Source organism: Streptomyces sp. NPDC051180 (genome assembly GCF_040689545.1).
GTDB lineage: Bacteria > Actinomycetota > Actinomycetes > Streptomycetales > Streptomycetaceae > Streptomyces.
Window position 1 is genome coordinate 93,504 of the sequence record NZ_JBFBBC010000013.1, and the last position, 24,592, is coordinate 118,095.

A 24,592-nucleotide genomic window follows, 5' to 3' on the forward strand; every position below is an offset into this window, starting at 1 on the left:
CCTGGACGCGACTGTCGGTCCCTTGGTGTGGAATGGAACGCGTGCCCGCGCTCGACGAACCACTCAAGAAGTCCCTCGGCCCCGCCACCGCCAAGGTCATGGCCGAGGCACTCGACCTGCACACGGTCGGCGACCTGCTCCACCACTACCCCCGCCGGTACGCCGAGCGGGGCGAGCTCACCACCCTCGCCGACCTGCCGCTCGACGAGCACGTCACCGTCGTCGCCCAGGTCGCCGACGCCCGCGTGCTCACCTTCAACGGCGCCAAGGGGCGCGGCCAGCGGCTGGAGGTGACCATCACCGACGGCAGCGGCCGGCTGCAACTGGTCTTCTTCGGCAAGGGCGTCCACAAGCCGCACAAGGACCTGCTGCCCGGCACCCGGGCGATGTTCGCCGGCAAGGTCTCGCTCTTCAACCGCCGCCTCCAGCTCGCGCACCCGTCGTACGAACTCCTCCGCGGCGACGGCGACGAGGCCGTCGACACCTGGGCCGGCGCCCTCATCCCGATCTACCCGGCCACCACCAAGATGGAGTCCTGGAAGATCGCCAAGGCCGTCGACGCCGTCCTGCCCGGAGCCGTCGACGCCGTCGACCCGCTCCCGCCCGCCCTGCGCGAGGGCCGCGGCCTCGCCGAGCTGCCCGACGCCCTGCGGAAGATCCACCGGCCCCGCACCAAGGCCGACATCGCCGACGCCCGCGAACGCCTCAAGTGGGACGAGGCATTCGTCCTCCAGGTCGCCCTCGCCCGCCGCCGCCACGCCGACACCCAGCTCCCCGCCGTGCCCCGCAGGCCCACCCCCGACGGCATCCTCGACGCCTTCGACGCCCGGCTGCCCTTCACCCTCACCGACGGCCAGCGCAAGGTCTCCGCCGAGATCTTCGACGACCTCGCCACCGACCACCCCATGCACCGCCTCCTCCAGGGCGAAGTCGGCTCCGGGAAGACCATGGTGGCGCTGCGGGCCATGCTCGCGGTCGTCGACGCCGGAGGACAGGCGGCGATGCTCGCGCCCACCGAGGTGCTGGCGCAGCAGCACCACCGGTCGATCACCGAGATGATGGGCGAGCTGGCCGAGGGAGGCATGCTCGGCGGCGCCGAGCGGGCCACCAAGGTCGTGCTGCTCACCGGCTCCATGGGCGCCGCGGCCCGCCGGCAGGCCCTGCTGGACCTGGTCACCGGCGAGGCGGGCCTCGTCATCGGCACCCACGCGCTCATCGAGGACAAGGTGCAGTTCCACGACCTGGGACTGGTGGTCGTGGACGAGCAGCACCGCTTCGGCGTCGAGCAGCGCGACGCGCTCAGGGGCAAGGGGAAGCAGCCGCCCCACCTGCTGGTGATGACCGCCACCCCCATCCCGCGGACCGTCGCCATGACCGTCTTCGGCGACCTGGAGACCTCCGTCCTCGACCAGCTGCCCGCCGGGCGCTCCCCGATCGCCAGCCACGTCGTCCCCGCCGCCGACAAGCCGCACTTCCTGGCGCGCGCGTGGGAACGGGTCCGCGAGGAGGTCGGCAACGGACACCAGGCGTACGTGGTGTGCCCCCGGATCGGCGACGAGGAGGACCAGAAGAAGAAGGCGAAGGCGTCCGCCGAGGACGAGGCCGAGAAGCGCCCGCCGCTCGCCGTCCTCGACATCGCCGAGCAGCTCCGCACCGGCCCCCTCGTCGGCCTGCGCATCGCCGTCCTGCACGGTCGCATGCACCCCGACGACAAGGACGACGTGATGCGCCGGTTCGCCGCCGGCGACCTCGACGTCCTCGTCGCCACCACCGTCATCGAGGTCGGCGTCAACGTCCCCAACGCCACCGCCATGGTGATCATGGACGCCGACCGCTTCGGCGTCTCCCAGCTCCACCAGCTCCGCGGCCGCGTCGGCCGCGGCTCCGCGGCCGGCCTCTGCCTCCTCGTCAGCGAGATGCCCGAGGCCGCCCCCGCCCGGCAGCGGCTCAACGCCGTCGCGAGCACCCTCGACGGCTTCGAGCTCTCCCGCATCGACCTCGAACAGCGGCGCGAGGGCGACGTCCTCGGCCAGGCCCAGTCCGGCGTCCGCTCCTCGCTGCGGGTGCTCACCGTCATCGACGACGAGGAGGTCATCACGGCCGCCCGCGAGGAGGCCACCGCCCTCGTCCTCGCCGACCCGGACCTCACCGCCCACCCGGGCCTGCGCACGGCGCTCGACGCCCTGCTCAGCGAGGAGCGGGAGGAGTACCTGGAGAAGGGCTGACCACGGGCCCCCGCACCGCCCGCCCTAAGCTGGGACGTACGCACCGACCGACGAACGAGGACACCGATGACCCGCGTGATCGCCGGGACCGCCGGCGGGCGCCGCCTGGCCGTGCCGCCAGGAAACGGCACCCGCCCCACATCCGACCGGGCACGCGAGGGCCTCTTCTCCACCTGGGAGGCGTTCCTCGGCACCCTCGACGGGGCCAGGGTCGCCGACCTGTACGCGGGTTCCGGCGCGGTCGGCCTGGAGGCGCTCTCCCGGGGCGCCGTCCACGCCCTCCTCGTCGAGGCCGAGCCCCGCGCCGCCCGGACCGTCCGCGAGAACATCGCCTCGCTCGGCCTGCCCGGTGCCGAACTCCGCTCCGGCAAGGCGGAGCAGATCGTGACGGGTCCCGCCCCGGCCGACCCGTACGACCTGGTCTTCCTCGACCCGCCGTACGCCGTCGGAGACGACGAACTCCGCGAGATTCTCCTCACACTGCGCTCGGGGGGCTGGCTGAGCGAGGATGCCCTCGTCACCGTGGAACGCAGCACCCGAGGCGGAGTGTTCGGCTGGCCGGACGGCTTCGAACCCCTGCGGTCCCGTCGCTACGGCGAGGGAACGTTTTGGTACGGTCGCGCCGCCTCTACGTGCGAAGACGCACGATGACCGGACCGGAGAGCGAGGAACCCACGTTGCGCCGCGCCGTCTGTCCGGGGTCGTTCGACCCCATCACCAACGGACATCTCGACATCATCGCCCGCGCCTCCAAGCTGTACGACGTCGTACACGTCGCGGTGATGATCAACCAGTCGAAGAAGGGCCTCTTCACGGTCGACGAGCGGATCGAGCTGATCCGCGAGGTCACCGCCGACTTCGGCAACGTCGAGGTGGAGTCCTTCCACGGCCTCCTCGTCGACTTCTGCAAGCAGCGCGACATCCCCGCCATCGTCAAGGGCCTGCGCGCGGTCAGCGACTTCGACTACGAGCTGCAGATGGCCCAGATGAACATCGGCCTGACGGGCGTGGAGACGCTGTTCGTCCCCACCAACCCGACCTACAGCTTCCTCTCCTCCTCGCTGGTCAAGGAGGTCGCCGCCTGGGGCGGCGACGTCTCCCACCTGGTCCCCCCGGCGGTCCTCGGCCGGCTGACCGAGCGGCTGACCGCGAAGTGACGCGCGGCCACCACCGCTGACGCTCCGTCACCTGGTGTCGGACGGGAGCCGACTGCCCTTAAAGTCGTCCCGTCCGTCTCCATCCAGCTGTAGAGAGTGGCGAGCACCCGGTGGACGTGCAGAAGAAGCTCGACCAGATCGTCGCGACCGTACAGGGCGCCCGCTCCATGCCCATGTCGGCATCCTGCGTGGTCAACCGGGCCGAGCTGCTCGCCCTGCTCGACGAGGTGCGGGAGGCCCTGCCCGGCTCCCTCGCCCAGGCGCAGGAGCTGATCGGCGGCCGCGAGCAGATGGTCGAGCAGGCCCGCCAGGAGGCGGACCGCATCATCGAGGCCGCCCACGCCGAGCGCGGCTCGATCGTCTCCGACACGCAGGTCGCCCGGCAGTCGCAGGAGGAGGCCGACCGCATCCTCGGCGAGGCCCGCCGCGAGGCCGAGGAGGTCCGCGCCGAGGCCGACGACTACGTCGACTCCAAGCTCGCCAACTTCGAGGTCGTCCTCAACAAGACCATCGGTTCCGTCGACCGGGGCCGCGAGAAGCTCCTCGGCCGCGGTCCGGGCCTCGACCAGGACGGGTACGCGGACCCGGACGCCCCCGAGTACAGCTCCGACCCGCAGACCCTGATCCAGCGGGCCGACCAGTACGTGGACGCCAAGCTCGGCGCGTTCGAGGCGGTGCTCAGCAAGACCCTGGAGGCCGTCGGCCGCGGCCGGCAGAAGCTGCACGGCCGGATCGCCTCCGACGACCTCGGCGAGCACATGGCGGCCCAGGACGGTCTCGGCGGCGCGGTGCACACCAGCGACGCCGACTACCTGGCCGGTCTCGCGGAGCTCGCCGACCCCGAGCCGGTCCCGGTCCAGGCCGCCCCGCAGCAGCAGGCGCAGATCCCCCAGCAGCAGCCCGACCCCTACGCCGGCTACCCGCAGCAGCCCGTGCAGGACCCGGCCTACGGCTACCAGCAGCAGGACCCCTACGCGTACCAGCAGCAGCCCGACCCGTACGCCTACCAGGGGCAGTACGGCTACGAGCAGCAGGCGTACGCCCCCCAGGCCCAGCCGCAGCAGCAGCCGGCCGCGCTCGACGAGACCAGCTTCTTCGACACCGGCATGATCGACCTGGAGCAGCTCCGCCGGTACGAACAGGGGCACTAGCCCCGATTGGGCCCTGAGCGAAGCGTCCAGTATCCTGGCTCTTCGGTCGCGCGTATGCCCGCGATCCTTGCTGTCCACGTTCGGCAGCCTCTCCACGCCGAGAACGATTCCGAAAGCAGGAAGAGCCCTGAGCACGCGCCTCGACCACCGCAATCCCCTCGTGTTCGACACACACGAGCTGGGGCGGCGTCCCGGTGCCCTCCAGCGGATCTCCCGCTCGGTGGAGGCCCCCGGCCTCCTCGGCGTCGAAGGAGTCATCGGAGTGCCCGAGGGCGCTTCGGTGGACATCGATCTCCGTCTTGAGTCGGTCATGGAAGGGGTGCTTGTCACAGGCACCGCCCGTGCATCGGCCGAGGGGGAGTGCGTAAGGTGTCTGGAGCCCGTCGAGCTCGATCTCGACGTGGACTTCCAGGAGATGTTCTCGTACCCCGACTCCGACGACCGGGGCCGCTCCAAGGCGGCCGCGGACGACGAAGCCGAGGACGACGAGGACATGATCCCCCTCGAGGACGGCATGTTCGACCTCGAACCCGTGCTGCGTGATGCGGTGGTGCTCGCACTGCCGATGCAGCCGGTGTGCCGGGAGGACTGTGCGGGTCTGTGTTCCGAATGCGGGACCAACCTGAACGAGAACCCGGACCACCACCATGACGCCGTCGACATTCGTTGGGCGGCACTGCAGGGACTCGCCGGTTCGCTGGGAACCGATGAGAAGGACAACATGAGCGGCAAAGCCTCTGACGGGGACGTCCGAAGCGCCGCCGAGAAGCAGGAGAAGTAGCCGTGGCTGTTCCGAAGCGGAAGATGTCGCGCAGCAACACGCGCCACCGCCGGTCGCAGTGGAAGGCTGCGGTCCCCACCCTGGTTTCGTGTGAGCGTTGCCAGGAGCCGAAGCTGCAGCACATCGCGTGCCCGAGCTGCGGCACCTACAACAAGCGCCAGGTCCTCTCGGTCTGATTGGGCTGGTGAGAGGCGCAATGTCTGAGTCCCGCAAGACGGACGACAAGACGGACCATGCCTCGTCCCACACGCTTCTGGAAGGGCGGCTCGGCTATCGGCTCGAGTCCGCCCTTCTGGTGCGTGCGCTGACGCACCGCTCGTACGCGTACGAGAACGGCGGTCTGCCCACCAACGAGCGGCTGGAGTTCCTCGGGGACTCCGTGCTGGGCCTGGTGGTCACGGACACGCTGTACCGCACCCACCCCGATCTGCCGGAAGGCCAGCTGGCCAAACTGCGGGCCGCGGTGGTCAACTCTCGTGCGCTGGCGGAGGTCGGCCGCGGCCTCGAACTCGGCTCCTTCATCCGGCTCGGCCGGGGCGAAGAGGGCACGGGCGGCCGGGACAAGGCGTCCATCCTCGCCGACACCCTTGAAGCGGTGATCGGCGCGGTCTATCTCGACCAGGGCCTCGAAGCGGCGTCCGAGCTGGTGCACCGGCTCTTCGACCCGCTGATCGAGAAGTCCTCGAACCTCGGTGCCGGCCTGGACTGGAAGACCAGTCTCCAGGAGCTCACCGCGGCCGAGGGCCTGGGCGTGCCCGAGTACCTCGTCTCCGAAGAGGGCCCGGACCACGAGAAGGTCTTCACTGCTGCCGCCCGCGTCGGTGGTGTCTCGTACGGCACCGGCACCGGCCGCAGCAAGAAGGAAGCGGAACAGCAGGCCGCCGAGTCGGCGTGGCGCGAGATCCGTGCCGCCGCGGACGAGCGCGCGGCGGCGGCGAAGGCCGCTGCCGAGGCGGGCACGGGAGAGGTCGCCGACCCCTCTTCTGCCGCACACCGGGCGTCGGCCTGACGGCCCCGTCCCACCGCTTCCCGAGAACCCCGCCCCAGGCGGGGTTCTCGTCTTTTCCGGGGTGCGCGCGCCGGTAGGGTTGAAGCGCTGTCGTCGACGTCCGGAGGAGTCCCCGTGCCCGAGCTGCCCGAGGTCGAGGTCGTACGGCGCGGTCTGGAGCGCTGGGTCGCCGGGCGGACCGTGACCGAGGTCGACGTGCTGCACCCCCGGGCCGTACGACGCCACCCGGCGGGCGGCGAGGACTTCGCGGCCCGGCTGAAGGGGCAGCGGTTCGAGGTGGCGCGGCGCCGCGGCAAGTACCTCTGGCTGCCGCTCGCCGACACCGGCACCTCCGTCCTCGGGCACCTCGGCATGAGCGGTCAGCTGCTCGTCCAGCCCGAGGCGGCCGTCGACGAGAAGCACCTGCGGATCCGCATCCGCTTCGACGACTCCGCCGGCACCGAGCTCCGCTTCGTCGACCAGCGCACCTTCGGCGGGCTCTCGCTGCACGACCAGACCCCCGACGGGCTGCCCGACGTCATCGGGCACATCGCCCGTGACCCGCTGGACCCGGAGTTCGACGACGACGCCTTCCACCGCGCGCTGCGGCAGCGCCGTACGACGGTCAAGCGCGCGCTCCTCGACCAGTCGCTGATCAGCGGCGTCGGCAACATCTACGCGGACGAGGCCCTCTGGCGGTCCCGGCTGCACTACGACCGGCCGACGGCGACCCTGACCCGGCCGCGCTCGACGGAGCTCCTCGCACACGTCCGTGACGTGATGAACGCGGCCCTCGCGGTCGGCGGCACCAGCTTCGACAGCCTGTACGTCAACGTCAACGGCGAGTCCGGCTACTTCGACCGCTCGCTCGACGCCTACGGCCGCGAGGACGAGCCGTGTCGTCGCTGCGGTACGCCGATGCGCAGGCGGCCCTGGATGAACCGCTCCAGCTACTTCTGCCCGCGCTGCCAGCGCCCGCCGCGCCCGACCGTCTGACGATCCGCGCCCGGACCCGGTCCGGGCGGCCGGCCGACGCCGTCCTCGGGGCGGATTCCCGGGGTGCTCAGCCCGTCACGGGCGCCGCGCGCCGCGCGTCGTAGCTCTCCCGGGCCGCCTCGACCTCGGGCATGCGGCCCTCCACCAGGGCGATCAGGCCGATCAGCCGCTCCGCGACGTCGCGGCCGAGGGGCGTGAGCCGGTAGTCGACCCGGGGCGGGTTGGTGGGCTGCGCCTCGCGATGGACGAGTCCGTCGCGCTCCAGTGCGTGCAGCGTCTGCGACAGCATCTTCTCGCTCACGCCGTCGACCCGGCGCCGCAGCTCGTTGAAGCGGAAGGTCCCTTCGTGCAGGGCGCCCAGGGTCAGGCTGCCCCAGCGGCCCGTCACGTGCTCCAGCGTGCCGCGCGAGGGACAGGCGCGCGCGAACACGTCGTAGGCGAGGTCGTCGGTCATGCGTCCACCGTACTCCCGTGCAGCGCTTACCACCATGGGTGCGCTAACCATGAGGTTGCGCTTTCCAAAAGTTAGTGCTCTACTTCCGGACGTAGCCCCGTCGTCCCCCTTCGAGGAGCCTCCTGTGACCACCCCCGTCGTCTCCATCGCCTACCACTCCGGCTACGGCCACACCGCCGTCCTGGCCGAGGCCGTCCGCGCCGGTGCCGCGGACACGGGCGCCACCGTCCACCTGATCGACGTCGACGGGATCACCGACGCCCAGTGGGAGCTGCTCGACGCCTCCGACGCGATCGTGTTCGGCTCCCCGACCTACATGGGCACCGCCTCCGGCGCCTTCCACCGGTTCGCCGAGGACACCTCGAAGCGCTGGTTCACCGACGCCTGGCTGGACAAGCTCGCCGCCGGTTTCACCAACTCCGGATCCAAGAGCGGCGACAAGCTCCACACGCTGCAGTTCTTCCAGACCCTGGCCGGCCAGCACGGCATGACCTGGGTCAACCTCGGCCTCAAGCCCGGCTGGAACAGCAGCGACGCCTCCGAGAACGACCTCAACCGCCTCGGCTTCTTCTCCGGCGCCGGTGCCCAGACCCACACCGACCTGGGTCCCGAGGGCGTCCACAAGGCCGACGTCGCCACTGCCGAGCACCTCGGTCGCCGCGTCGCCCTGACGGCCCGCACCTTCGTCGCCGGCCGGGCCGCCGCCTGACCGTCCGCAGACGAGAGGGGCCCCGTCACCTGGTGGTGACGGGGCCCCTCTCGCGCATCTCCCGGAGCGGCCGGGCCCGCGGGCGGATCAGTAGCCGAAGTCCTGCGTCCACCAGGGGCCGCCGTCGCCGAAGTGGACACCGACGCCGAGCGCCGTGAAGTCGCAGTTGAGGATGTTCGCGCGGTGGCCGTCGCTGTTCATCCAGGAGGCCATGACCGCGGCGGCGTCCGCCTGGCCGCGGGCGATGTTCTCGCCGCCCATCCCCGAGATGCCGGCCTTCTCCGCGCGGACCCACGGGGTGGCCCCGTCCGGGTCGGTGTGGTCGAAGAAGCCGCGGGCGGCCATGTCCGCGCTGAAGTCCCCGGCGAGGTTCGCCAGGCGCGCGTCCGCGCGGACCGGGGAGCAGCCCACGACGGCGCGCTCGACGTTGACGAGACGGAGGACCTCCGCCTCGGCGGCGTCCCCGCGGTCGGCGGTGGAGCCGGCCTTGGCCGTCGTCGCCGGCGCCTCGGTGACCGGCGTCGGCTTCGGGGCGGGGGCCTTCGGGGCGGGTGCCTTCGTGGTGGGCGCGGCCGGGGTCCGGGGCGCGGTGGGGCGGGGGGCCGCCGTCTTCGACTTCGTCGGGGCGGGCGTCGGCGTGGGCTTCGCGGAAGGCTTCGCGGAAGGCTTCGCCGAGGGGGAGGCGGTCTTCTTCGGGGTGCCGACGGGCTTCTCGGCCGTCCGTGTCCCCGTACCGCTGCCGGCCGACTCGCCGGCCGGGGTCTCGGTGGCCCCGCCCTGCGTCGTCAGCTCCGGCGCCTGCCGGGCGGTCTGCACCGGGCGTTCGCCGGAACCGGCGCTGCCCATCGTGAACGTCTCCCCGCCGGGCAGCAGGCCCGAGGCGACGGCGACGGCGCCGACGGCGACCGCCGCGGAGGCGCTGAGCAGTCCGGTGCGCACGGGGGAGCCGCGCCGCTTGCGGCGGATACCCCGGTGCAGGCGGTCCGAACCGGCCGCGTAGTCTTCTGCGGCGGGTGCGGCGCCGGAGCGACGGTGGCGTCCCATCTGCCCTGCCTTCCTGTGCTGGTCTTGCGGTCCGACGTCGAGCCGGACGTCGTCGGGCCGGTGTTCGCCCATCCGGTGTTCGGCCGGCCCAGCTGTCGAGCGGATGCTCGCCGGGGGGCCCGCGGCCCGTGGTCCGCGTCGAGCCCGACCGCAGTGACCAGGCGTTTGCCGGTCTTTGCTGATCTTTGCTCTCGACTCCCGTGCGGGCCGGTCGTCGAACGGATCGCGCCCGAACGGGTGAGTCCTGTTCGGTCGGGACTGTACGCCATGAGACGCGGGGGGCGATGTGCTCATCTGGGAATCCACCCGTTAGCGTGCAGCCATGAGCGACGACGTACGGATGACCGCCTGGGTGCGCGGCCGGGTACAGGGAGTGGGCTTCCGCTGGTTCACCAGGGCAAACGCCTTGGAGATCGGAGGCATGGTGGGCTTCGCCCTGAACCTCGACGACGGCCGTGTGCAGGTCGTGGCGGAAGGGCCGCGTGAGAATTGCCACCGCCTTCTCGCGTGGCTGCACTCCTCCGACACACCCGGACGCGTCGACGGTGTCACTGAGATCTGGGACACCCCGCGCGGCGGTTACGAGGGCTTCGCCATCCGCTGACCGTCACGCGCCGCGACCCCCGTCCGGTGACCCGGAGAGGCGCCGGACGAACGCGCGGTAACGGTCCCGGGAGGGGGAAACCCCCTGGTGGTTGCCAATGCGCGCCCGTCGTGCGAGGCTGCCGGGTAAGGATGATCGCGACGCCCCGAGGCACCGAGTTGCGAGGCCCCGCCGCCCTCTGAGCGGCCGTGGACCCCTCGGTCCGCCCTTCGAACGGGGCGTGATCGTGTTGACCGTCAAACTTTTTGGTGAGACTCTGGAATCCCCGCGCACCTTAGCTGTTTGGCAGTGGAACCGGCACGACAAGCAGTACTGCCGAGCACCGCGGGTGCGAATCCCTCACGACCCACACCGCTACGGTCGGTCACTCATTGTGGAGGACCATCCATCATGGCAAAGGCGCTTCTCGGTTACGTCGGCGGCTCCGACCCGCGACTCCTCGCCGAGATGCGACGGCTTCAGCAGCGCGTCCAGGACCTCGAATCCGAGCTGGTACGGATTCAGTCCGAGAACGACTCGCTCGCGGCTGCCGCCGCTCAGCACCAGGGAGAATCGCTGCTCAACAGCATCGACCTCGACGTACCCCAGGCGGAGCCTGCGCTCACCTGACAGCTCCCCCTGAGGGCCAGGTGGGAAACACTCTCGCCGGCACAGCCGCACTCGGCGCAGCCGGGGACGGCACAGCTGGACATGCAAGGGGCGCTTCGGCGTCCCTTCTTTCTTTCACCCGCTGTTTCCCCCTTGTCCCACCCCTTCTCACCCGAGGATCTGCCCTGCACCTTCGCGGGTGAAACGCGAGGGCCCCGGTAGAGTCCCCGGGGTGCACCTCAAGGCCCTGACCCTCCGCGGATTCAAGTCGTTCGCCTCGGCCACCACCCTCCGGTTCGAGCCAGGGATCACGTGTGTCGTGGGACCCAACGGTTCGGGCAAGTCCAACGTGGTGGACGCGCTGTCCTGGGTCATGGGCGAGCAGGGCGCCAAGTCGCTGCGCGGCGGCAAGATGGAGGACGTCATCTTCGCCGGCACGACCGGGCGCCCGCCGCTCGGCCGCGCCGAGGTCTCGCTGACCATCGACAACTCCGACGGCGCGCTGCCCATCGACTACGCCGAGGTCACCCTCACCCGCATCATGTTCCGGGGCGGCAGCAGCGAGTACCAGATCAACGGCGACACCTGCCGGCTGCTCGACTTCCAGGACCTGCTCTCCGACTCCGGCATCGGGCGCGAGATGCACGTCATCGTCGGCCAGGGCCGGCTCGACTCGGTGCTGCACGCCGACCCGATGGGCCGCCGCGCCTTCATCGAGGAGGCCGCCGGAGTCCTCAAGCACCGCAAGCGCAAGGAGAAGGCGCTGCGGAAGCTCGACGCGATGCAGGCCAACCTCGCGCGCGTGCAGGACCTCACCGACGAACTGCGCCGCCAGCTCAAGCCCCTCGGCCGCCAGGCCGCCGTCGCCCGCCGCGCCGTCGTCATCCAGGCGGACCTGCGCGACGCCCGCCTGCGCCTCCTCGCCGACGACCTCGTCCACCTCCAGCGGGCGCTGACGGCCGAGGTCGCCGACGAGGCGGCGCTGCTCGCCCGCAAGGAGGCGACCGAGGCCGAGCTGCGCGCCGCCCTCGCCCGTGAGGCGGACCTGGAGGCGCAGGCCCGCGCCCTCGTGCCCCGTCTGGAGCGCGCCCAGCAGAGCTGGTACGCCCTCTCGCAGCTCGCCGAGCGCGTCCGCGGCACGGTCTCCCTGGCCGACGCGCGCGTGAAGAGCGCGACCGCCGCCCCCGCCGAGGAGCGGCGCGGCCGCGACCCCGAGGACCTGGAGCGGGAGGCCGCCCGGGTCCGCGAGCAGGAGGCGGAGCTCGAAGCGGCCCTGGAGGCGGCCGAGCGCGCCCTGGAGGACACCGTCGCCCACCGGGCCGAGCTGGAGGCGGCGCTGACGGCCGAGGAGCGCCGGCTCAAGGACCTGGCCCGCGCCATCGCCGACCGGCGCGAGGGTCTCGCCCGGCTCCACGGCCAGGTCAACGCGGCCCGCTCGCGCGCCGCCTCCGCCCAGGCCGAGATCGACCGGCTGGCCGCCGCCCGCGACGAGGCGGGGGAGCGGGCGGTCGCCGCCCAGGAGGAGTACGAACAGCTCAGGGCCGAGGTCGACGGCCTCGACGCGGAGGACACCGAGCACGCCGCCCGGCACGAGGCGGCGCGGCGCGAACTGGCCGACGCGGAGGCCGCCCTGAGCGCCGCCCGCGAGGCCGCCGGAACCGCCGAACGCCGCCGCGCGGCGACCCGCGCCCGGCACGAGACCCTCGCCCTCGGCCTGCGCCGCAAGGACGGCACGGGCGCGCTCCTCGTCGGCGGTCTCACCGGACTCCTCGGCCCCGCGGCCGAACTCCTCACCGTCGCACCGGGATACGAGATCCCCGTCGCCGCCGCTCTCGGCGCGGCCGCCGACGCGGTCGCCGCGACCGGCCCCTCCGCCGCCGCAGAGGCGCTGCGCCTGCTGCGCAAGCAGGACGCGGGCCGCGCCTCCCTCCTGTTGACGGGTGCCCCCGACCCGGCCCCCGCCGGGGTGGCCGACGGCCTCCGCCTCGCCGCGGACCTGGTGCGCGGACCGGCCGAACTCATGGGAGCCGTGCGCCGGTTGCTGGCCGGGATCGTGGTCGTGGAGGACCTCGACGAGGCGGCCGAGCTGGTCCGGGCGAAGCCGTGGGCGACCGCGGTCACCGCCGAGGGCGACCTGTTGGGCGCCCACTTCGCGCAGGGCGGCTCCGCAGGGGCGCCCAGCCTGCTCGAAGTCCAGGCGTCGGTGGCCGAGGCCGCCGCGGAACTGGAGGAACTGACCGTCCGCTGCGAGGAGCTGGCGGCCGCGCAGCACGAGGCCGACGAGCGGCGCCGTACCGCCGGGACGCTGGTCGAGGAGCTCGACGGCCGCCGCCGGGCCGCCGAGCGCGAGAAGTCCGCCGTCGCCCAGCAGCTCGGCCGCCTCGCCGGCCAGGCCAGGGGGGCGGCGGGGGAGGCCGAGCGGACCGCGGCCGCGGCCGCCCGGGCCCAGGAGGCCCTGGAGAAGGCCACCGCCGACGCGGAGGAGCTGGCCGAACGGCTGCTCGTCGCCGAGGAGGCCACCGCCTTCGCGGACGGCGAGGACGAGCCCGACACCTCCGTCCGCGACCGGCTCGCCATCGACGGCTCCAACGCGCGCCAGACCGAGATGGAGGCCCGCCTCCAGGTCCGTACCCACGAGGAACGGGTCAAGGGCCTGGCCGGCCGGGCCGATTCGCTGGACCGGGCGGCCCGCGCCGAACGCGAGGCACGCGCGCGTGCCGAGCAGCGCCGGGCGCGGCTGCGCCACGAGGAGCGGGTCGCGGGCGCGGTCGCCGCCGGTGCCCGTGCGCTCCTGGCCCACGCGGAGGTCTCGCTCGTCCGTGCCGAGACGGAACGGGTCGCGGCCCAGGCCGCCCGTGCCGACCGCGAGGAGGGGCTGACCGCCGCCCGGTCGCGCGCCCGCGACCTCAAGGCCGAACTCGACAAGCTGACCGACTCGGTGCACCGGGGCGAGGTGCTCGGCGCCGAGAAGCGCCTGCGGATCGAGCAGCTGGAGGCGAAGGCCCTGGAGGAGTTCGGGGTGGAGGCGGCCGCCCTGGTCGCCGAGTACGGCCCCGACCAGCCCGTCCCGCCGTCGCCGGCCGCGGAGGGAAGCGAGGGGGCGGCGGATGCGGGGGAGGCCGACGGCGCCGCGGCCGAGGCGCGGCCGTTCGTCCGTTCGGAGCAGGAGAAGCGGCTCAGGGCCGCCGAACGGGCCTACCACCAGCTCGGCAAGGTCAATCCGCTGGCCCTGGAGGAGTTCGCGGCCCTGGAGGAGCGGCATCGCTTCCTCTCGGAGCAGCTGGAGGACCTGAAGAAGACCCGCACCGACCTGCTTCAGGTCGTGAAGGAGGTCGACGTCCGCGTCGAGCAGGTCTTCACGGAGGCGTACCGGGACACGGCCCGCGAGTTCGAGGGCGTCTTCTCGCGGCTCTTCCCCGGCGGCGAGGGCCGGCTGATCCTGACCGACCCGGACGACATGCTCACCACCGGTGTGGAGGTGGAGGCCCGCCCGCCGGGCAAGAAGGTCAAGCGGCTGTCGCTGCTCTCGGGCGGCGAGCGGTCGCTCACGGCCGTGGCGCTGCTCGTCTCCATCTTCAAGGCGCGGCCCAGCCCGTTCTACGTGATGGACGAGGTCGAGGCCGCGCTCGACGACACCAACCTCCAGCGGCTGATCCGGCTCATGCAGGAGCTCCAGGAGTCCTCGCAGCTGATCGTGATCACCCACCAGAAGCGGACGATGGAGGTCGCGGACGCGCTGTACGGCGTCTCCATGCAGGGCGACGGCGTCTCGAAGGTCATCAGCCAGCGACTCCGCTGAACTCTCGATCGTTCAAGAGTTGAACACGTTTACCCTCTGGGGTCTCTTTAAATCACATGACATTGCCTCTTGACTTCGAAACTTGAAGGCATAGTCTCTGCAACGTTGCTTTTACCTTCACGTGGTGGGCGGCGTGAAGTTGTGCGCCACTGGAAGGGCTTCCCCCCATCGAGGAGTCCATGTGTCCAATACCGCGCAGGCGCCCACACCGCCGCCTTCCGGCGGCCGCACCGCACACCCGGACCACCTCGGCCACGTCATCTTCATCACGGCCTCCGCCGCGATGGGCGGATTCCTCTTCGGGTACGACAGCTCCGTCATCAACGGCGCCGTCGAGGCGATCCGGGACCGCTACGACATCGGCTCCGGCACCCTCGCCCAGGTCATCGCCATCGCCCTGATCGGCTGCGCCATCGGCGCCGCCACCGCCGGCCGCATCGCCGACCGGATCGGCCGCATCCGCTGCATGCAGATCTCGGCGGTCCTCTTCGCCGTCAGCGCCGTCGGCTCCGCGCTGCCCTTCGCCCTCTGGGACCTGGCGTTCTGGCGGATCATCGGCGGCTTCGCCATCGGCATGGCCTCCGTCATCGGCCCCGCGTACATCGCCGAGGTCGCCCCGCCGGCCTACCGCGGCCGCCTCGGCTCCTTCCAGCAGGCCGCGATCGTCATCGGCATCGCCATCTCCCAGCTGGTCAACTACGGCATCCTCCAGCTCGCCGACGGCGACCAGCGCGGCGAGATCGGCGGCCTGGAGGCATGGCAGTGGATGCTCGGCGTGATGGTCGTGCCCGCCCTCCTCTACGGCCTGCTGTCCTTCGCGATCCCGGAGTCCCCCCGCTTCCTCATCTCCGTCGGGAGGACCGACCGCGCCAAGGAGGTCCTGGCCGAGGTCGAGGGCGAGGGCGTCGACCTCGACCACCGCGTCGCCGAGATCGACCGCGCCATGCGCAGCGAGCACAAGTCCACCTTCAAGGACCTGATGATCGCGGGGAGCAAGTACCGGCTGCTGCCCATCGTCTGGGTCGGCATCGGCCTCTCGGTCTTCCAGCAGCTCGTCGGCATCAACGTCGCGTTCTACTACTCCGCGACCCTCTGGCAGTCCGTCGGCATCGACCCGTCGAGCTCGTTCTTCTACTCGTTCACCACGTCGATCATCAACATCATCGGCACCGTGATCGCGATGGTCCTGGTCGACCGGGTCGGCCGCAAGCCGCTCGCCCTCGTCGGCTCCGTCGGCATGGCGATCGCCCTCGCCGTCGAGGCGTGGGCCTTCTCCGCCGACCTCGTCGACGGCAAGCTGCCCGAGACGCAGGGCGTCGTGGCGCTCGTCGCCGCCCACGTCTTCGTGCTCTTCTTCGCCCTCTCGTGGGGCGTGGTCGTCTGGGTCTTCCTGGGCGAGATGTTCCCCAACCGGATCCGGGCCGCCGCCCTGGGCGTCGCCGCCTCCGCGCAGTGGATCGCCAACTGGGCCATCACCGCCAGCTTCCCGTCCCTGTCGGACTGGAACCTCTCCGGCACCTACATCATCTACACGGTCTTCGCCGTGCTCTCGATCCCCTTCGTGCTGCGGTACGTCAGGGAGACCAAGGGCAAGGCGTTGGAGGAGATGGGCTGATCCCCGCTGCCCCCCTCCTCACGACGACTGCCCCGGCCGAGGCTCACGCCCCGAGCCGGGGCAGTACGTCGTCGCAGAACAGCCGCAGGCTCCGCCACCCCTCCTCGACCGGCATCCCGCCGCACAGCGGATGCAGCACGAGGCTCTCCAGGCCCAGCGTCCGGCACTCCTCCGGGGTGACGACCCGGTAGACCCCCTCCGCCCGCAGCTCCGCCACCGTCGTCGCCGCCGACCGCACCGCCGAGCGGATGTCCTTCGACTGCCAGGAGGCGTAGGTCCGCGCCTCGTGCAGGAAGTGCTCCCCGTACTCCGCCCAGGTGCGGTCCGGGTCCTCCGACAGGTGCAGCAGCGGGGTCTCCTCGGCCGGCATCATCGTCCAGCCCTCCGTGCCGTACTCCGCGCACCGCTCCCGGTAGTACGCGTCGAGCTCCGGCAGGTGCGCGCTCGGGAAGAGCGGCAGCCCCAGCCGGGCCGCCCGCCGCGCCGCCGCCCGCGACGAACCGCCGACAAGGAGCAGCGGATGCGGCCGGGTGAAGGGCCGCGGGGTGACGCGTACCGTGCGGCCCCGGTAGGTGAACGGCTCGCCGGTCCAGGCGGCGAGGAGGGTCTCCAGGAGCTCGTCCTGCAGCCGGCCACGCCGTCCCCAGTCGACCCCGCGCTCCTCGTACTCCTCCGGGCGGTAGCCGATTCCCGCCACCGTCACCAGCCGGCCCCCGCTGAGCAGGTCCAGCACCGCGATGTCCTCGGCCAGGCGGAGCGGGTCGTGCAGCGGGCCGATGATCGCCGAGACGGTGACCGCGATCCTGCGGGTCGCGCCGAAGACGGCGCCGGCGAAGACGAAGGGGGAGGGCAGCCAGTTGTTGTCGGCCCCGTGGTGCTCCTCGGTCTGCACGGTGTCGACGCCGTGCCCGTCGGCGTAGGCCGCCATGGCGAGCGCGGCCCGGTAGCGCTCCGAGAGGGAGGCCGGGGTGGGGCGCGGATCGACGAGGTTGAACCGTACGACGCTGAACGGCATGGGAAGTCCCCCTTCGCGGGTGCGCGGAAGGGGGACGTTAGCTGACGAAGCGTCAGATGGAAACGGTCGCGCGCACCTCGGCGGGCGCCGGCGCGGCCCTCTCCGGCGTGCGCGGCAGCACCGCGTACAGCACGCCGGCGACCACGATCGTCGCCGCCCAGCCCAGGCCGTTCTCGCCGATCCAGGAGGAGGCCAGCGGACCGGAGAACCAGTCGACCCGGGTGAAGAGCAGTCCCACGAGCAGCGCCACCGCCCACGCCGCCATCGCCTGCCAGGCGAAACCGCCCCGGTACCAGTACGCACTGGTCCGGGTGGTGTCCATCAGAGCCTCCGCGTCGTACGACCTCCGCCGCAGCATGTCGACGCCGAAGACGCCGATCCACGCCGAGAACGCCACGGCGAGCAGCGTCAGGAACGAGATGAACGAACCGATGAAGCTGGTCGCCACCACCATCAGCAGGAAGCCGAAGACCAGGCTGATCACCGCGTTCACGCTGACCGCCGCCGCCCGCGACACCTTGATCCCCAGGGTCTGCGCCGTGAACCCGGCCGAGTACATCGACATCGAGTTGATCAGCAGCATCCCGATCAGGGCGATCACCAGGTACGGCACCGAGATCCACATCGGCAGCAGCTCGCCGATGAAGGAGACCGGGTCCTGCGCCGACGCCAGGTCCGGTGTGGACACCGCCATCACCGCGCCCATCAGCACCATCGGCAGGACCACGATCCCGGCGCCGCCGACCGTCGAGCCGACCACCGCGCGCGACGAGGCGGTCCGGGGCAGGTAGCGGGTGAAGTCGGGGCCCGACGGCACCCAGCTGATGCCGCCCGCCGCGATCGTGCCGATGCCCGCGATCAGCATCGCCGTCGAACCGGCCGGCTTGTCGAAGACCGCCGACCAGTCGGTGTCCGCCACCAGATACGCCAGCACGAGGACCGAGAAGGCGCCGAAGAGGTACGTGGACCACGTGCTGCACACCCGCAGCGCCTGGATCCCGAGCCCCGAGACCAGGAAGGTGCAGGTGACGAAGAGCAGCAGCGTCACCACGATGAGGAGCGTGTTCGACTTCACGCCGAAGAGCAGGTCCAGCACGGTGAGCACGGCGTACGCCCCGGTGACCGCGTTGATGGTCTCCCAGCCCCAGCGGGCCACCCAGATCAGCGCGCCGGGGAAGAGGTTCCCGCGCTGACCGAAGACGGCGCGGGAGAGCGCCATGCCCGGAGCCCCGCCGCGCTTGCCCGCGAGCGAGATCACCCCCACGATCCCGTACGACAGGACCGGCGCGGCGACCGCCACCACCAGGACCTGCCAGAAGTTCAGGCCGTTGAAGACGATCAGGCCGGCGCCCATCGTGAGCAGCAGCACGCTGATGTTGGCCGCGACCCAGGTCGGGAACAGCTCGCGGACCCGGCCGGTCCGTTCGGCGTCGGGGACGGGTTCGAGACCGCGGGTCTCCATGGCACCGTCGAGCGTCGCGCCTTCGGCTTCGGAGGCGTGGGGCATGGGGGTACTCCGTACAGATGTGGGGGGACCCACCCAGCGTACGTGCTCCTTCTCCGGTCCCTTCGTGGCCGATACTGGTCGGGTTATGGAACTCATCCTTGCTGTAGTCATCGCTCTGGTCGTCGCGGTCGCCGTGACGAGCGGGCTCGTGATCAGCGGCCGCAAGAAGAAGCAGCTGCCGCCGGCCGAGCCGCCGTCCACCACGCCGACCATCACCGCTCCGCCCGCCGAACCGCACGTCGGCGAGGAGGCGGAGACGCCGCGGGAGGAACCACGCCGCACGGTCGAGGAGGTCCGGCTCCCCTCGGCCGAGGAGGCCACCGGGACGCCGGCCGCCGTCGAGGACCCCGTCGTCGCCGAGCCCGAGGCCCCCGAGATCGAGGTCCCGGAGCCCACCGCCGGCCGTCTCGTACGGCTCCGGGCCCGCCTCGCCCGCTCCCAGAACTCGCTCGGCAAGGGGCTGCTGACGCTCCTGTCCCGCGAGCACCTCGACGAGGACACCTGGGAGGAGATCGAGGAGACCCTCCTCACCGCCGACGTCGGCGTCGCCCCGACCCAGGAGCTCGTCGACCGGCTCCGCGAGCGGGTCAGGGTGCTCGGCACCCGCACCCCGGACGAGCTGCGCGCCCTGCTCCGCGAGGAGCTCGTCGCCCTGCTCGGCCCCGACCTCGACCGCACGGTGAAGACCGAGAGCCCCGCGGACGTCCCGGGCGTCGTCATGGTCGTCGGCGTCAACGGCACCGGCAAGACCACCACCACCGGCAAGCTGGCCCGTGTCCTCGTCGCCGACGGCAAGTCCGTCGTCCTCGGCGCCGCCGACACCTTCCGCGCCGCCGCCGCCGACCAGCTCCAGACCTGGGGCGAGCGTGTCGGGGCCCGCACCGTGCGCGGACCGGAGGGCGGCGACCCGGCGTCGATCGCCTTCGACGCCGTCAAGGAGGGCATCGCCGAGGGCGCCGACGTCGTCCTCATCGACACCGCCGGCCGGCTCCACACCAAGACCGGCCTCATGGACGAGCTCGGCAAGGTCAAGCGGGTCGTCGAGAAGCACGGCCCGCTCGACGAGATCCTCCTCGTCCTCGACGCCACCACCGGCCAGAACGGCCTCGTCCAGGCGCGGGTCTTCGCCGAGGTCGTCGACATCACCGGCATCGTGCTGACCAAGCTCGACGGCACCGCCAAGGGCGGCATCGTCGTCGCCGTCCAGCGCGAGCTGGGCGTCCCGGTCAAGCTGATCGGCCTGGGCGAGGGCCCGGACGACCTGGCGCCGTTCGAGCCGGGCGCCTTCGTCGACGCCCTGATCGGCGACTGACACCCCGTACGGCACGCGGAAGGGCCCTCGCCACCGGGTGGCGAGGGCCCTTCCGCGTGCCGTGGATCAGAAGTGCGTCCGGTGGCAGATGTACGCCAGCGTGCCGAGCAGCAGCCGCGCCTGCGGCGGTGCGCCCGCCGTGTCCAGCGTCGGCGGCCGCAGCCAGCGCACCGGCCCCATCCCGCCCAGGTCCGACGGGGGAGCGGTGATGTGACTGCCCGGCCCCAGACCGTGCAGGTCCAGATCGGCGTCGTCCCAGCCCATCCGGTAGAGCAGCTGCGGCAGCTCGGCGGCCGCGCCGGGCGCCACGAAGAACCGCGCCCGCCCGGTCGGCGTCGCGCACACCGGACCCAGCGGCAGCCCCATGCGCTCCAGGCGGACCAGGGCCCGCCGGCCCGCGGCCTCCGCGACCTCGATCACGTCGAAGGCCCGGCCCACCGGCAGCAGCAGCGCCGCGCCGGGATACGCGGACCACGCCTTGGTGGCGACGTCGAGACCGGCGCCCGCCGGGACCGGATCCGCGAAGGAGAGCGGGTGCGCGCCCGGGGCGCGGCACCTCCCGTCCCCGCAGGAGCACTGGCCGGAGACGGCGCGCGCCCCGGGGACCACGTCCCAGCCCCACAGTCCCGTGTACTCCGCCACCGCTGTGCACTCCGTGGTGCGTACGCGGCGGCGTGCGCCGGACCGCATCTCACGAATGCCGCCGATCGTGAAACCCATGCCCCCTCCAACGGGTCGAGCCGGTCGGTGGTTACGACCCGAAGTATCGTCGTGCCCCTTCGTCACGTTCCGTCGCCGTAGACGGCGCACTGACGTGAAGGGGGTGGTGCGGACCGGCGCGCGCGCCTCTCCGCGCATCCATCCGCTGACTCCGGTTCGTCGCATGTCAAGTGAATCGCGTCCGGCGCTCGGCGAGTTCATTCGAAGGGGTGGCGAATGGTGGCGTTTCTTGAATCGCCCTCGTGGAGCGGTGATCGTAGGATTACTTTCGGTACACGAACCCGGGGGCCGCTTGCGCGGGCGGGTATGCCGGGGGCAACCCGGTTTCCAGTTCGAAGGAGTGCGTACGCCGGACGGGGGCCGCCGGACGCGGCATTCTGATAGGGCTTCGCACGACAGGCATTCAGGTGGATGGGGGCGTTCCAGTGGGCGGCAACGGCGCAGACGGTACGACTGCCGGCAAGCGCCCCAACGAGCAGCTGGGCTCGTGGTTCGTGCGCAGCGGCTGGTCCAAGGGCGAACTCGCGCGGCAGGTGAACCGCCGTGCGCGCCAGATGGGCGCGCACCACATCTCCACCGACACCTCGCGCGTCCGGCGCTGGCTCGACGGCGAGCAGCCCCGCGAACCCATCCCGCGGATCCTCTCCGAGCTGTTCTCCGAGCGCTTCGGCTCCGTCGTCGCCGTCGAGGACCTCGGCCTGCGCACCGCCCACCAGTCGCCGTCCGTCTCCGGCGTCGACCTGCCCTGGGCGGGCCCGCAGACCGTCGCCCTGCTCAGCGAGTTCTCCCGCAGCGACCTCATGCTCGCCCGCCGCGGCTTCCTCGGCTCGTCCCTCTCGCTCGCCGCGGGCCCCGCCCTCATCGAACCGATGCAGCGCTGGCTCGTGCCCACCCCCGTCGGCGAGGCCGAGCGGCCCGATCCGCTCGCCGACTCCCGCCGCCCCCACCGGCTCTCCGAGGTCGAACTCGACCTCCTGGAGTCCACCACCGCCATGTTCCGCAAGTGGGACGCCCAGTGCGGCGGGGGACTGCGCCGCAAGGCCGTCGTCGGCCAGCTCCACGAGGTCACCGACCTCCTCCAGGAGCCCCAGCCCGCCGCCACGTCCAAGCGCCTCTTCACCTGCGCCGCCGAACTCGCCGAGCTCGCCGGCTGGATGAGCTACGACGTCGGGCTCCAGCCCACCGCCCAGAAGTACTTCGTGCTCGCCCTGCACGCCGCCAAGGAGGCCGGCGACAAGCCCCTCGGCTCGTACATCCTCTCCTCCATGAGCCGCCAGATGATCCACCTCGGCCGGCCCGACGACGCCCTCGAACTCGTCCACCTCGCCCAGTACGGCAGTCGAGACTGCGCCACCGCGCGCACCCAGGCCATGCTGTATGCGATGGAGGCCCGCGCCTACGCCAACATGGGGCAGCCCTCCAAGTGCAAGCGGGCCGTGCGGATGGCCGAGGACACCTTCGCCGACGTCGGCCTCGACGGCGAGCCCGAGCCCGACTGGATCGGCTTCTTCTCCGAGGCCGAGCTCAACGGCGAGAACTCCCACTCCTACCGCGACCTCGCCTACGTCGCCGGGCGCTCCCCGACCTACGCCTCGCTCGCCGAACCCGTCATGGAGCGGGCCGTCGAACTCTTCGAGAAGGACCCCGACCACCAGCGGTCGTACGCGCTCAACCTCATCGGCATGGCCACCGTCCACCTCCTCCAGCGCGAGCCCGAGCAGTCCGTCGTCCTCGCCGAGAAGGCCCTCGGGGTCGCCCGCAGCATCCGGTCCGAGCGGGTCAACACCCGACTCCGCAAGACCGTCGACCAGGCCGCCCGCACCTACAGCGACGTCGCCGAGGTCGTGCACCTCACCGACCGGCTCACCCGGCTCCTCCCCGAGGCCGCCGAGGCGGTCTGACCCCCGGGCCCACGCGCCCCCTCCACGCCGGCCGCGCCGGACGTCCCGTACTGCCCGACTCGGCTCCCCCGCCGCAAGGTCACACGGACGCCCGACGCGGCCGGTCCGCCGTCCGCCGACGGACCCGGACGGGCACCGGCGCCCCCACCCCGTGATCACGGCCGTTCACGGCCGCGTAACACGCCCCACTCCTTCGTCACTGGGCCGAAACATCGAGCGGCATCGACGGAAACCGCGCTGCGCGAATCTCTGGCCCATAACCGGCCACGCCCCTCACGGCCGACCGCTCCCCGGCCCCGCCCCGCACAGGCCGCATTCGACGACGAGGAGACGCCGATGGCACCAGCCATCACGACCCTGGCAGCAGACGCCCCCGAGCTGTCCGCCGCCAACACCGGGTTCATGCTCATCTGCTCCGCCCTGGTCATGCTGATGACCCCGGCCCTGGCCTTCTTCTACGGAGGAATGGTCCGCGTCAAGTCCACCCTCAACATGCTGATGATGAGCTTCATCAGCCTCGGGATCGTCACGATCCTGTGGGTGCTCTACGGCTTCAGCATCGCCTTCGGCACCGACTCCGGATCGCTCATCGGCTGGTCCTCCGAGTACGTCGGCCTCAGCGGCATCGGCATCACCGAACTCTGGGACGGCTACACCATCCCGGTCTACGTCTTCGCCGTCTTCCAGCTGATGTTCGCGATCATCACCCCCGCGCTCATCAGCGGCGCCCTCGCCGACCGCGTCAAGTTCACCGCCTGGGCCCTCTTCATCACCCTCTGGGTCACGATCGTCTACTTCCCCGTCGCCCACTGGGTCTGGGGCTCCGGCGGCTGGCTCTTCGAGATGGGCGTCATCGACTTCGCCGGCGGCACGGCCGTCCACATCAACGCGGGCGCCGCCGCCCTCGGCGTCATCCTCGTCATCGGCAAGCGCGTCGGCTTCAAGAAGGACCCGATGCGCCCGCACAGCCTCCCGCTGGTCATGCTCGGCGCCGGTCTCCTCTGGTTCGGCTGGTTCGGCTTCAACGCCGGCTCCTGGCTCGGCAACGACGACGGCGTCGGCGCCGTGATGTTCGTCAACACCCAGGTCGCCACCGCCGCCGCCATGCTCGCCTGGCTCGCCTACGAGAAGATCCGCCACGGCTCCTTCACCACCCTCGGCGCGGCCTCCGGCGCCGTCGCCGGACTCGTCGCCATCACCCCGTCCGGCGGTGCCGTCAGCCCGCTCGGCGCGATCGCCGTCGGCGCCGTCGCCGGTCTCCTCTGCGCCATGGCCGTCGGCCTCAAGTACAAGTTCGGCTACGACGACTCCCTCGACGTGGTCGGCGTCCACCTCGTCGGCGGTGTCGTCGGCTCCCTCCTCGTCGGCTTCTTCGCCACCGGCGGCGTCCAGTCCGACGCCAAGGGCCTCTTCTACGGCGGCGGCCTGGAGCAGCTCGGCAAGCAGGCGGTCGGCGTCTTCGCGGTCCTGGCCTACTCTCTGATCGCCTCCGCGGTCCTCGCCCTGATCATCGACAAGACGATGGGGATGCGGGTCGCCGAGGACGACGAGGTCTCCGGCATCGACCAGGTCGAGCACGCCGAGACCGCGTACGACTTCAGCGGAGCCGGCGGCGGCGCGTCCTCGCGCTCCACCGCCGCAGCCCCCGCCCCGGCCGTCACGCAGAACAAGAAGGTGGACGCATGAAGCTCATCACCGCGGTCGTGAAGCCGCACCGGCTCGACGAGATCAAGGAGGCCCTCCAGGCATTCGGCGTCCACGGCCTCACCGTCACCGAGGCCAGCGGCTACGGCCGCCAGCGCGGCCACACCGAGGTCTACCGGGGCGCCGAGTACACCGTCGACCTCGTCCCCAAGATCCGCATCGAGGTCCTCGTCGAGGACGACGACGCCGAACAGCTCATCGACGTCGTGGTCAAGGCCGCCCGAACCGGCAAGATCGGAGACGGCAAGGTGTGGAGCGTGCCGGTCGAGACCGCCGTACGGGTCCGCACCGGCGAACGCGGTCCGGACGCACTGTAAGCACA

Annotated in this window: 22 protein-coding genes; 17 read left to right on the forward strand and 5 right to left on the reverse strand. The window is 71.8% G+C overall.

The window, feature by feature from the left end; genetic code table 11:
• Window positions 1–32 precede the first annotated feature (32 nt).
• The 8 genes from recG to mutM all read left to right on the forward strand — a co-directional run bounded on the left by recG (window position 33) and on the right by mutM (window position 7,298).
• Window positions 33–2,225: an ATP-dependent DNA helicase RecG gene (recG, locus tag AB0424_RS23075; protein ID WP_366308287.1), complete on the forward strand. Its 2,193-nt coding sequence runs from the start codon at window positions 33–35 to the stop codon at window positions 2,223–2,225.
• Window positions 2,226–2,291: 66 nt separating this feature from the next.
• Window positions 2,292–2,876, forward strand: coding sequence for a 16S rRNA (guanine(966)-N(2))-methyltransferase RsmD (gene rsmD, locus AB0424_RS23080; RefSeq protein ID WP_366308289.1), 585 nt, complete (start codon window positions 2,292–2,294; stop codon window positions 2,874–2,876).
• 26 nt (window positions 2,877–2,902) lie between these two features.
• Entirely contained in the window at window positions 2,903–3,382 is a 480-nt protein-coding gene (gene coaD / locus AB0424_RS23085) for a pantetheine-phosphate adenylyltransferase (protein ID WP_366308478.1), read from the forward strand.
• Between the two features lie 110 nt (window positions 3,383–3,492).
• A complete protein-coding gene (locus AB0424_RS23090; RefSeq protein WP_366308291.1) occupies window positions 3,493–4,533 on the forward strand; it encodes an ATP synthase F0 subunit B in 1,041 nt (346 codons plus the stop codon).
• A gap of 106 nt (window positions 4,534–4,639) precedes the next feature.
• A complete protein-coding gene (locus AB0424_RS23095) occupies window positions 4,640–5,314 on the forward strand; it encodes a DUF177 domain-containing protein (protein ID WP_366308480.1) in 675 nt (224 codons plus the stop codon).
• A 2-nt stretch (window positions 5,315–5,316) separates the two neighbouring features.
• On the forward strand, window positions 5,317–5,490 hold the full coding sequence (gene rpmF / locus AB0424_RS23100; RefSeq protein ID WP_015036448.1) for a 50S ribosomal protein L32: 174 nt from the start codon (window positions 5,317–5,319) through the stop codon (window positions 5,488–5,490).
• A gap of 20 nt (window positions 5,491–5,510) precedes the next feature.
• On the forward strand, window positions 5,511–6,323 hold the full coding sequence (rnc, locus tag AB0424_RS23105) for a ribonuclease III (RefSeq protein WP_366308293.1): 813 nt from the start codon (window positions 5,511–5,513) through the stop codon (window positions 6,321–6,323).
• A gap of 114 nt (window positions 6,324–6,437) precedes the next feature.
• Entirely contained in the window at window positions 6,438–7,298 is an 861-nt protein-coding gene (mutM, locus tag AB0424_RS23110; protein WP_366308295.1) for a bifunctional DNA-formamidopyrimidine glycosylase/DNA-(apurinic or apyrimidinic site) lyase, read from the forward strand.
• 67 nt (window positions 7,299–7,365) lie between these two features.
• On the opposite strand, the gene AB0424_RS23115 is transcribed toward mutM, so the two are convergent.
• Window positions 7,366–7,752, reverse strand: a complete 387-nt coding sequence (locus AB0424_RS23115) for a helix-turn-helix domain-containing protein (protein WP_366308297.1) — start codon at window positions 7,750–7,752, stop codon at window positions 7,366–7,368.
• Window positions 7,753–7,876: 124 nt separating this feature from the next.
• Between AB0424_RS23115 and AB0424_RS23120 the strand changes: the two genes are divergently transcribed.
• Complete coding sequence (locus AB0424_RS23120) at window positions 7,877–8,461, forward strand: flavodoxin family protein (protein WP_366308299.1); 585 nt, start codon at window positions 7,877–7,879, stop codon at window positions 8,459–8,461.
• Between the two features lie 87 nt (window positions 8,462–8,548).
• On the opposite strand, the gene AB0424_RS23125 is transcribed toward AB0424_RS23120, so the two are convergent.
• Complete coding sequence (locus AB0424_RS23125; protein ID WP_366308301.1) at window positions 8,549–9,505, reverse strand: CAP domain-containing protein; 957 nt, start codon at window positions 9,503–9,505, stop codon at window positions 8,549–8,551.
• A gap of 322 nt (window positions 9,506–9,827) precedes the next feature.
• On the opposite strand from AB0424_RS23125, the gene AB0424_RS23130 reads away from it, so the two are divergent.
• The 4 genes from AB0424_RS23130 to AB0424_RS23145 all read left to right on the forward strand — a co-directional run bounded on the left by AB0424_RS23130 (window position 9,828) and on the right by AB0424_RS23145 (window position 16,111).
• A complete protein-coding gene (locus AB0424_RS23130; RefSeq protein WP_366308303.1) occupies window positions 9,828–10,109 on the forward strand; it encodes an acylphosphatase in 282 nt (93 codons plus the stop codon).
• 390 nt (window positions 10,110–10,499) lie between these two features.
• Window positions 10,500–10,718 (forward strand): hypothetical protein, encoded by a 219-nt coding sequence (locus AB0424_RS23135; protein ID WP_015036455.1) that lies wholly within the window; start codon window positions 10,500–10,502, stop codon window positions 10,716–10,718.
• Window positions 10,719–10,929: 211 nt separating this feature from the next.
• Window positions 10,930–14,496, forward strand: coding sequence for a chromosome segregation protein SMC (smc, locus tag AB0424_RS23140; RefSeq protein WP_366308306.1), 3,567 nt, complete (start codon window positions 10,930–10,932; stop codon window positions 14,494–14,496).
• Window positions 14,497–14,677: 181 nt separating this feature from the next.
• The gene (locus AB0424_RS23145; RefSeq protein WP_366308308.1) at window positions 14,678–16,111 is read left to right on the forward strand and encodes a sugar porter family MFS transporter; all 1,434 of its coding nucleotides are present in this window, start codon (window positions 14,678–14,680) and stop codon (window positions 16,109–16,111) included.
• Between the two features lie 43 nt (window positions 16,112–16,154).
• On the opposite strand, the gene AB0424_RS23150 is transcribed toward AB0424_RS23145, so the two are convergent.
• Window positions 16,155–17,126 carry an LLM class flavin-dependent oxidoreductase gene (locus tag AB0424_RS23150; RefSeq protein WP_366308310.1) on the reverse strand — a complete coding sequence of 324 codons (972 nt, stop codon included), beginning with the start codon at window positions 17,124–17,126 and terminating at the stop codon, window positions 16,155–16,157.
• A 52-nt stretch (window positions 17,127–17,178) separates the two neighbouring features.
• Window positions 17,179–18,633 carry a cytosine permease gene (locus AB0424_RS23155; RefSeq protein ID WP_366308312.1) on the reverse strand — a complete coding sequence of 485 codons (1,455 nt, stop codon included), beginning with the start codon at window positions 18,631–18,633 and terminating at the stop codon, window positions 17,179–17,181.
• Between the two features lie 85 nt (window positions 18,634–18,718).
• Between AB0424_RS23155 and ftsY the strand changes: the two genes are divergently transcribed.
• Window positions 18,719–19,945 (forward strand): signal recognition particle-docking protein FtsY, encoded by a 1,227-nt coding sequence (gene ftsY, locus AB0424_RS23160; RefSeq protein WP_366308314.1) that lies wholly within the window; start codon window positions 18,719–18,721, stop codon window positions 19,943–19,945.
• 66 nt (window positions 19,946–20,011) lie between these two features.
• Here ftsY and AB0424_RS23165 read toward each other — a convergent pair whose 3' ends face one another.
• Window positions 20,012–20,665 (reverse strand): bifunctional DNA primase/polymerase, encoded by a 654-nt coding sequence (locus AB0424_RS23165; protein WP_366308316.1) that lies wholly within the window; start codon window positions 20,663–20,665, stop codon window positions 20,012–20,014.
• A gap of 425 nt (window positions 20,666–21,090) precedes the next feature.
• On the opposite strand from AB0424_RS23165, the gene AB0424_RS23170 reads away from it, so the two are divergent.
• From AB0424_RS23170 to AB0424_RS23180, 3 genes are all read left to right on the forward strand, one after another.
• Window positions 21,091–22,566 (forward strand): hypothetical protein, encoded by a 1,476-nt coding sequence (locus AB0424_RS23170; RefSeq protein ID WP_366308318.1) that lies wholly within the window; start codon window positions 21,091–21,093, stop codon window positions 22,564–22,566.
• 336 nt (window positions 22,567–22,902) lie between these two features.
• Window positions 22,903–24,252 (forward strand): ammonium transporter, encoded by a 1,350-nt coding sequence (locus AB0424_RS23175; RefSeq protein ID WP_366308320.1) that lies wholly within the window; start codon window positions 22,903–22,905, stop codon window positions 24,250–24,252.
• Window positions 24,249–24,587 carry a P-II family nitrogen regulator gene (locus AB0424_RS23180; RefSeq protein WP_004924863.1) on the forward strand — a complete coding sequence of 113 codons (339 nt, stop codon included), beginning with the start codon at window positions 24,249–24,251 and terminating at the stop codon, window positions 24,585–24,587. Before AB0424_RS23175 ends, AB0424_RS23180 begins: the two co-directional genes overlap by 4 nt.
• Window positions 24,588–24,592: the final 5 nt, after the last annotated feature.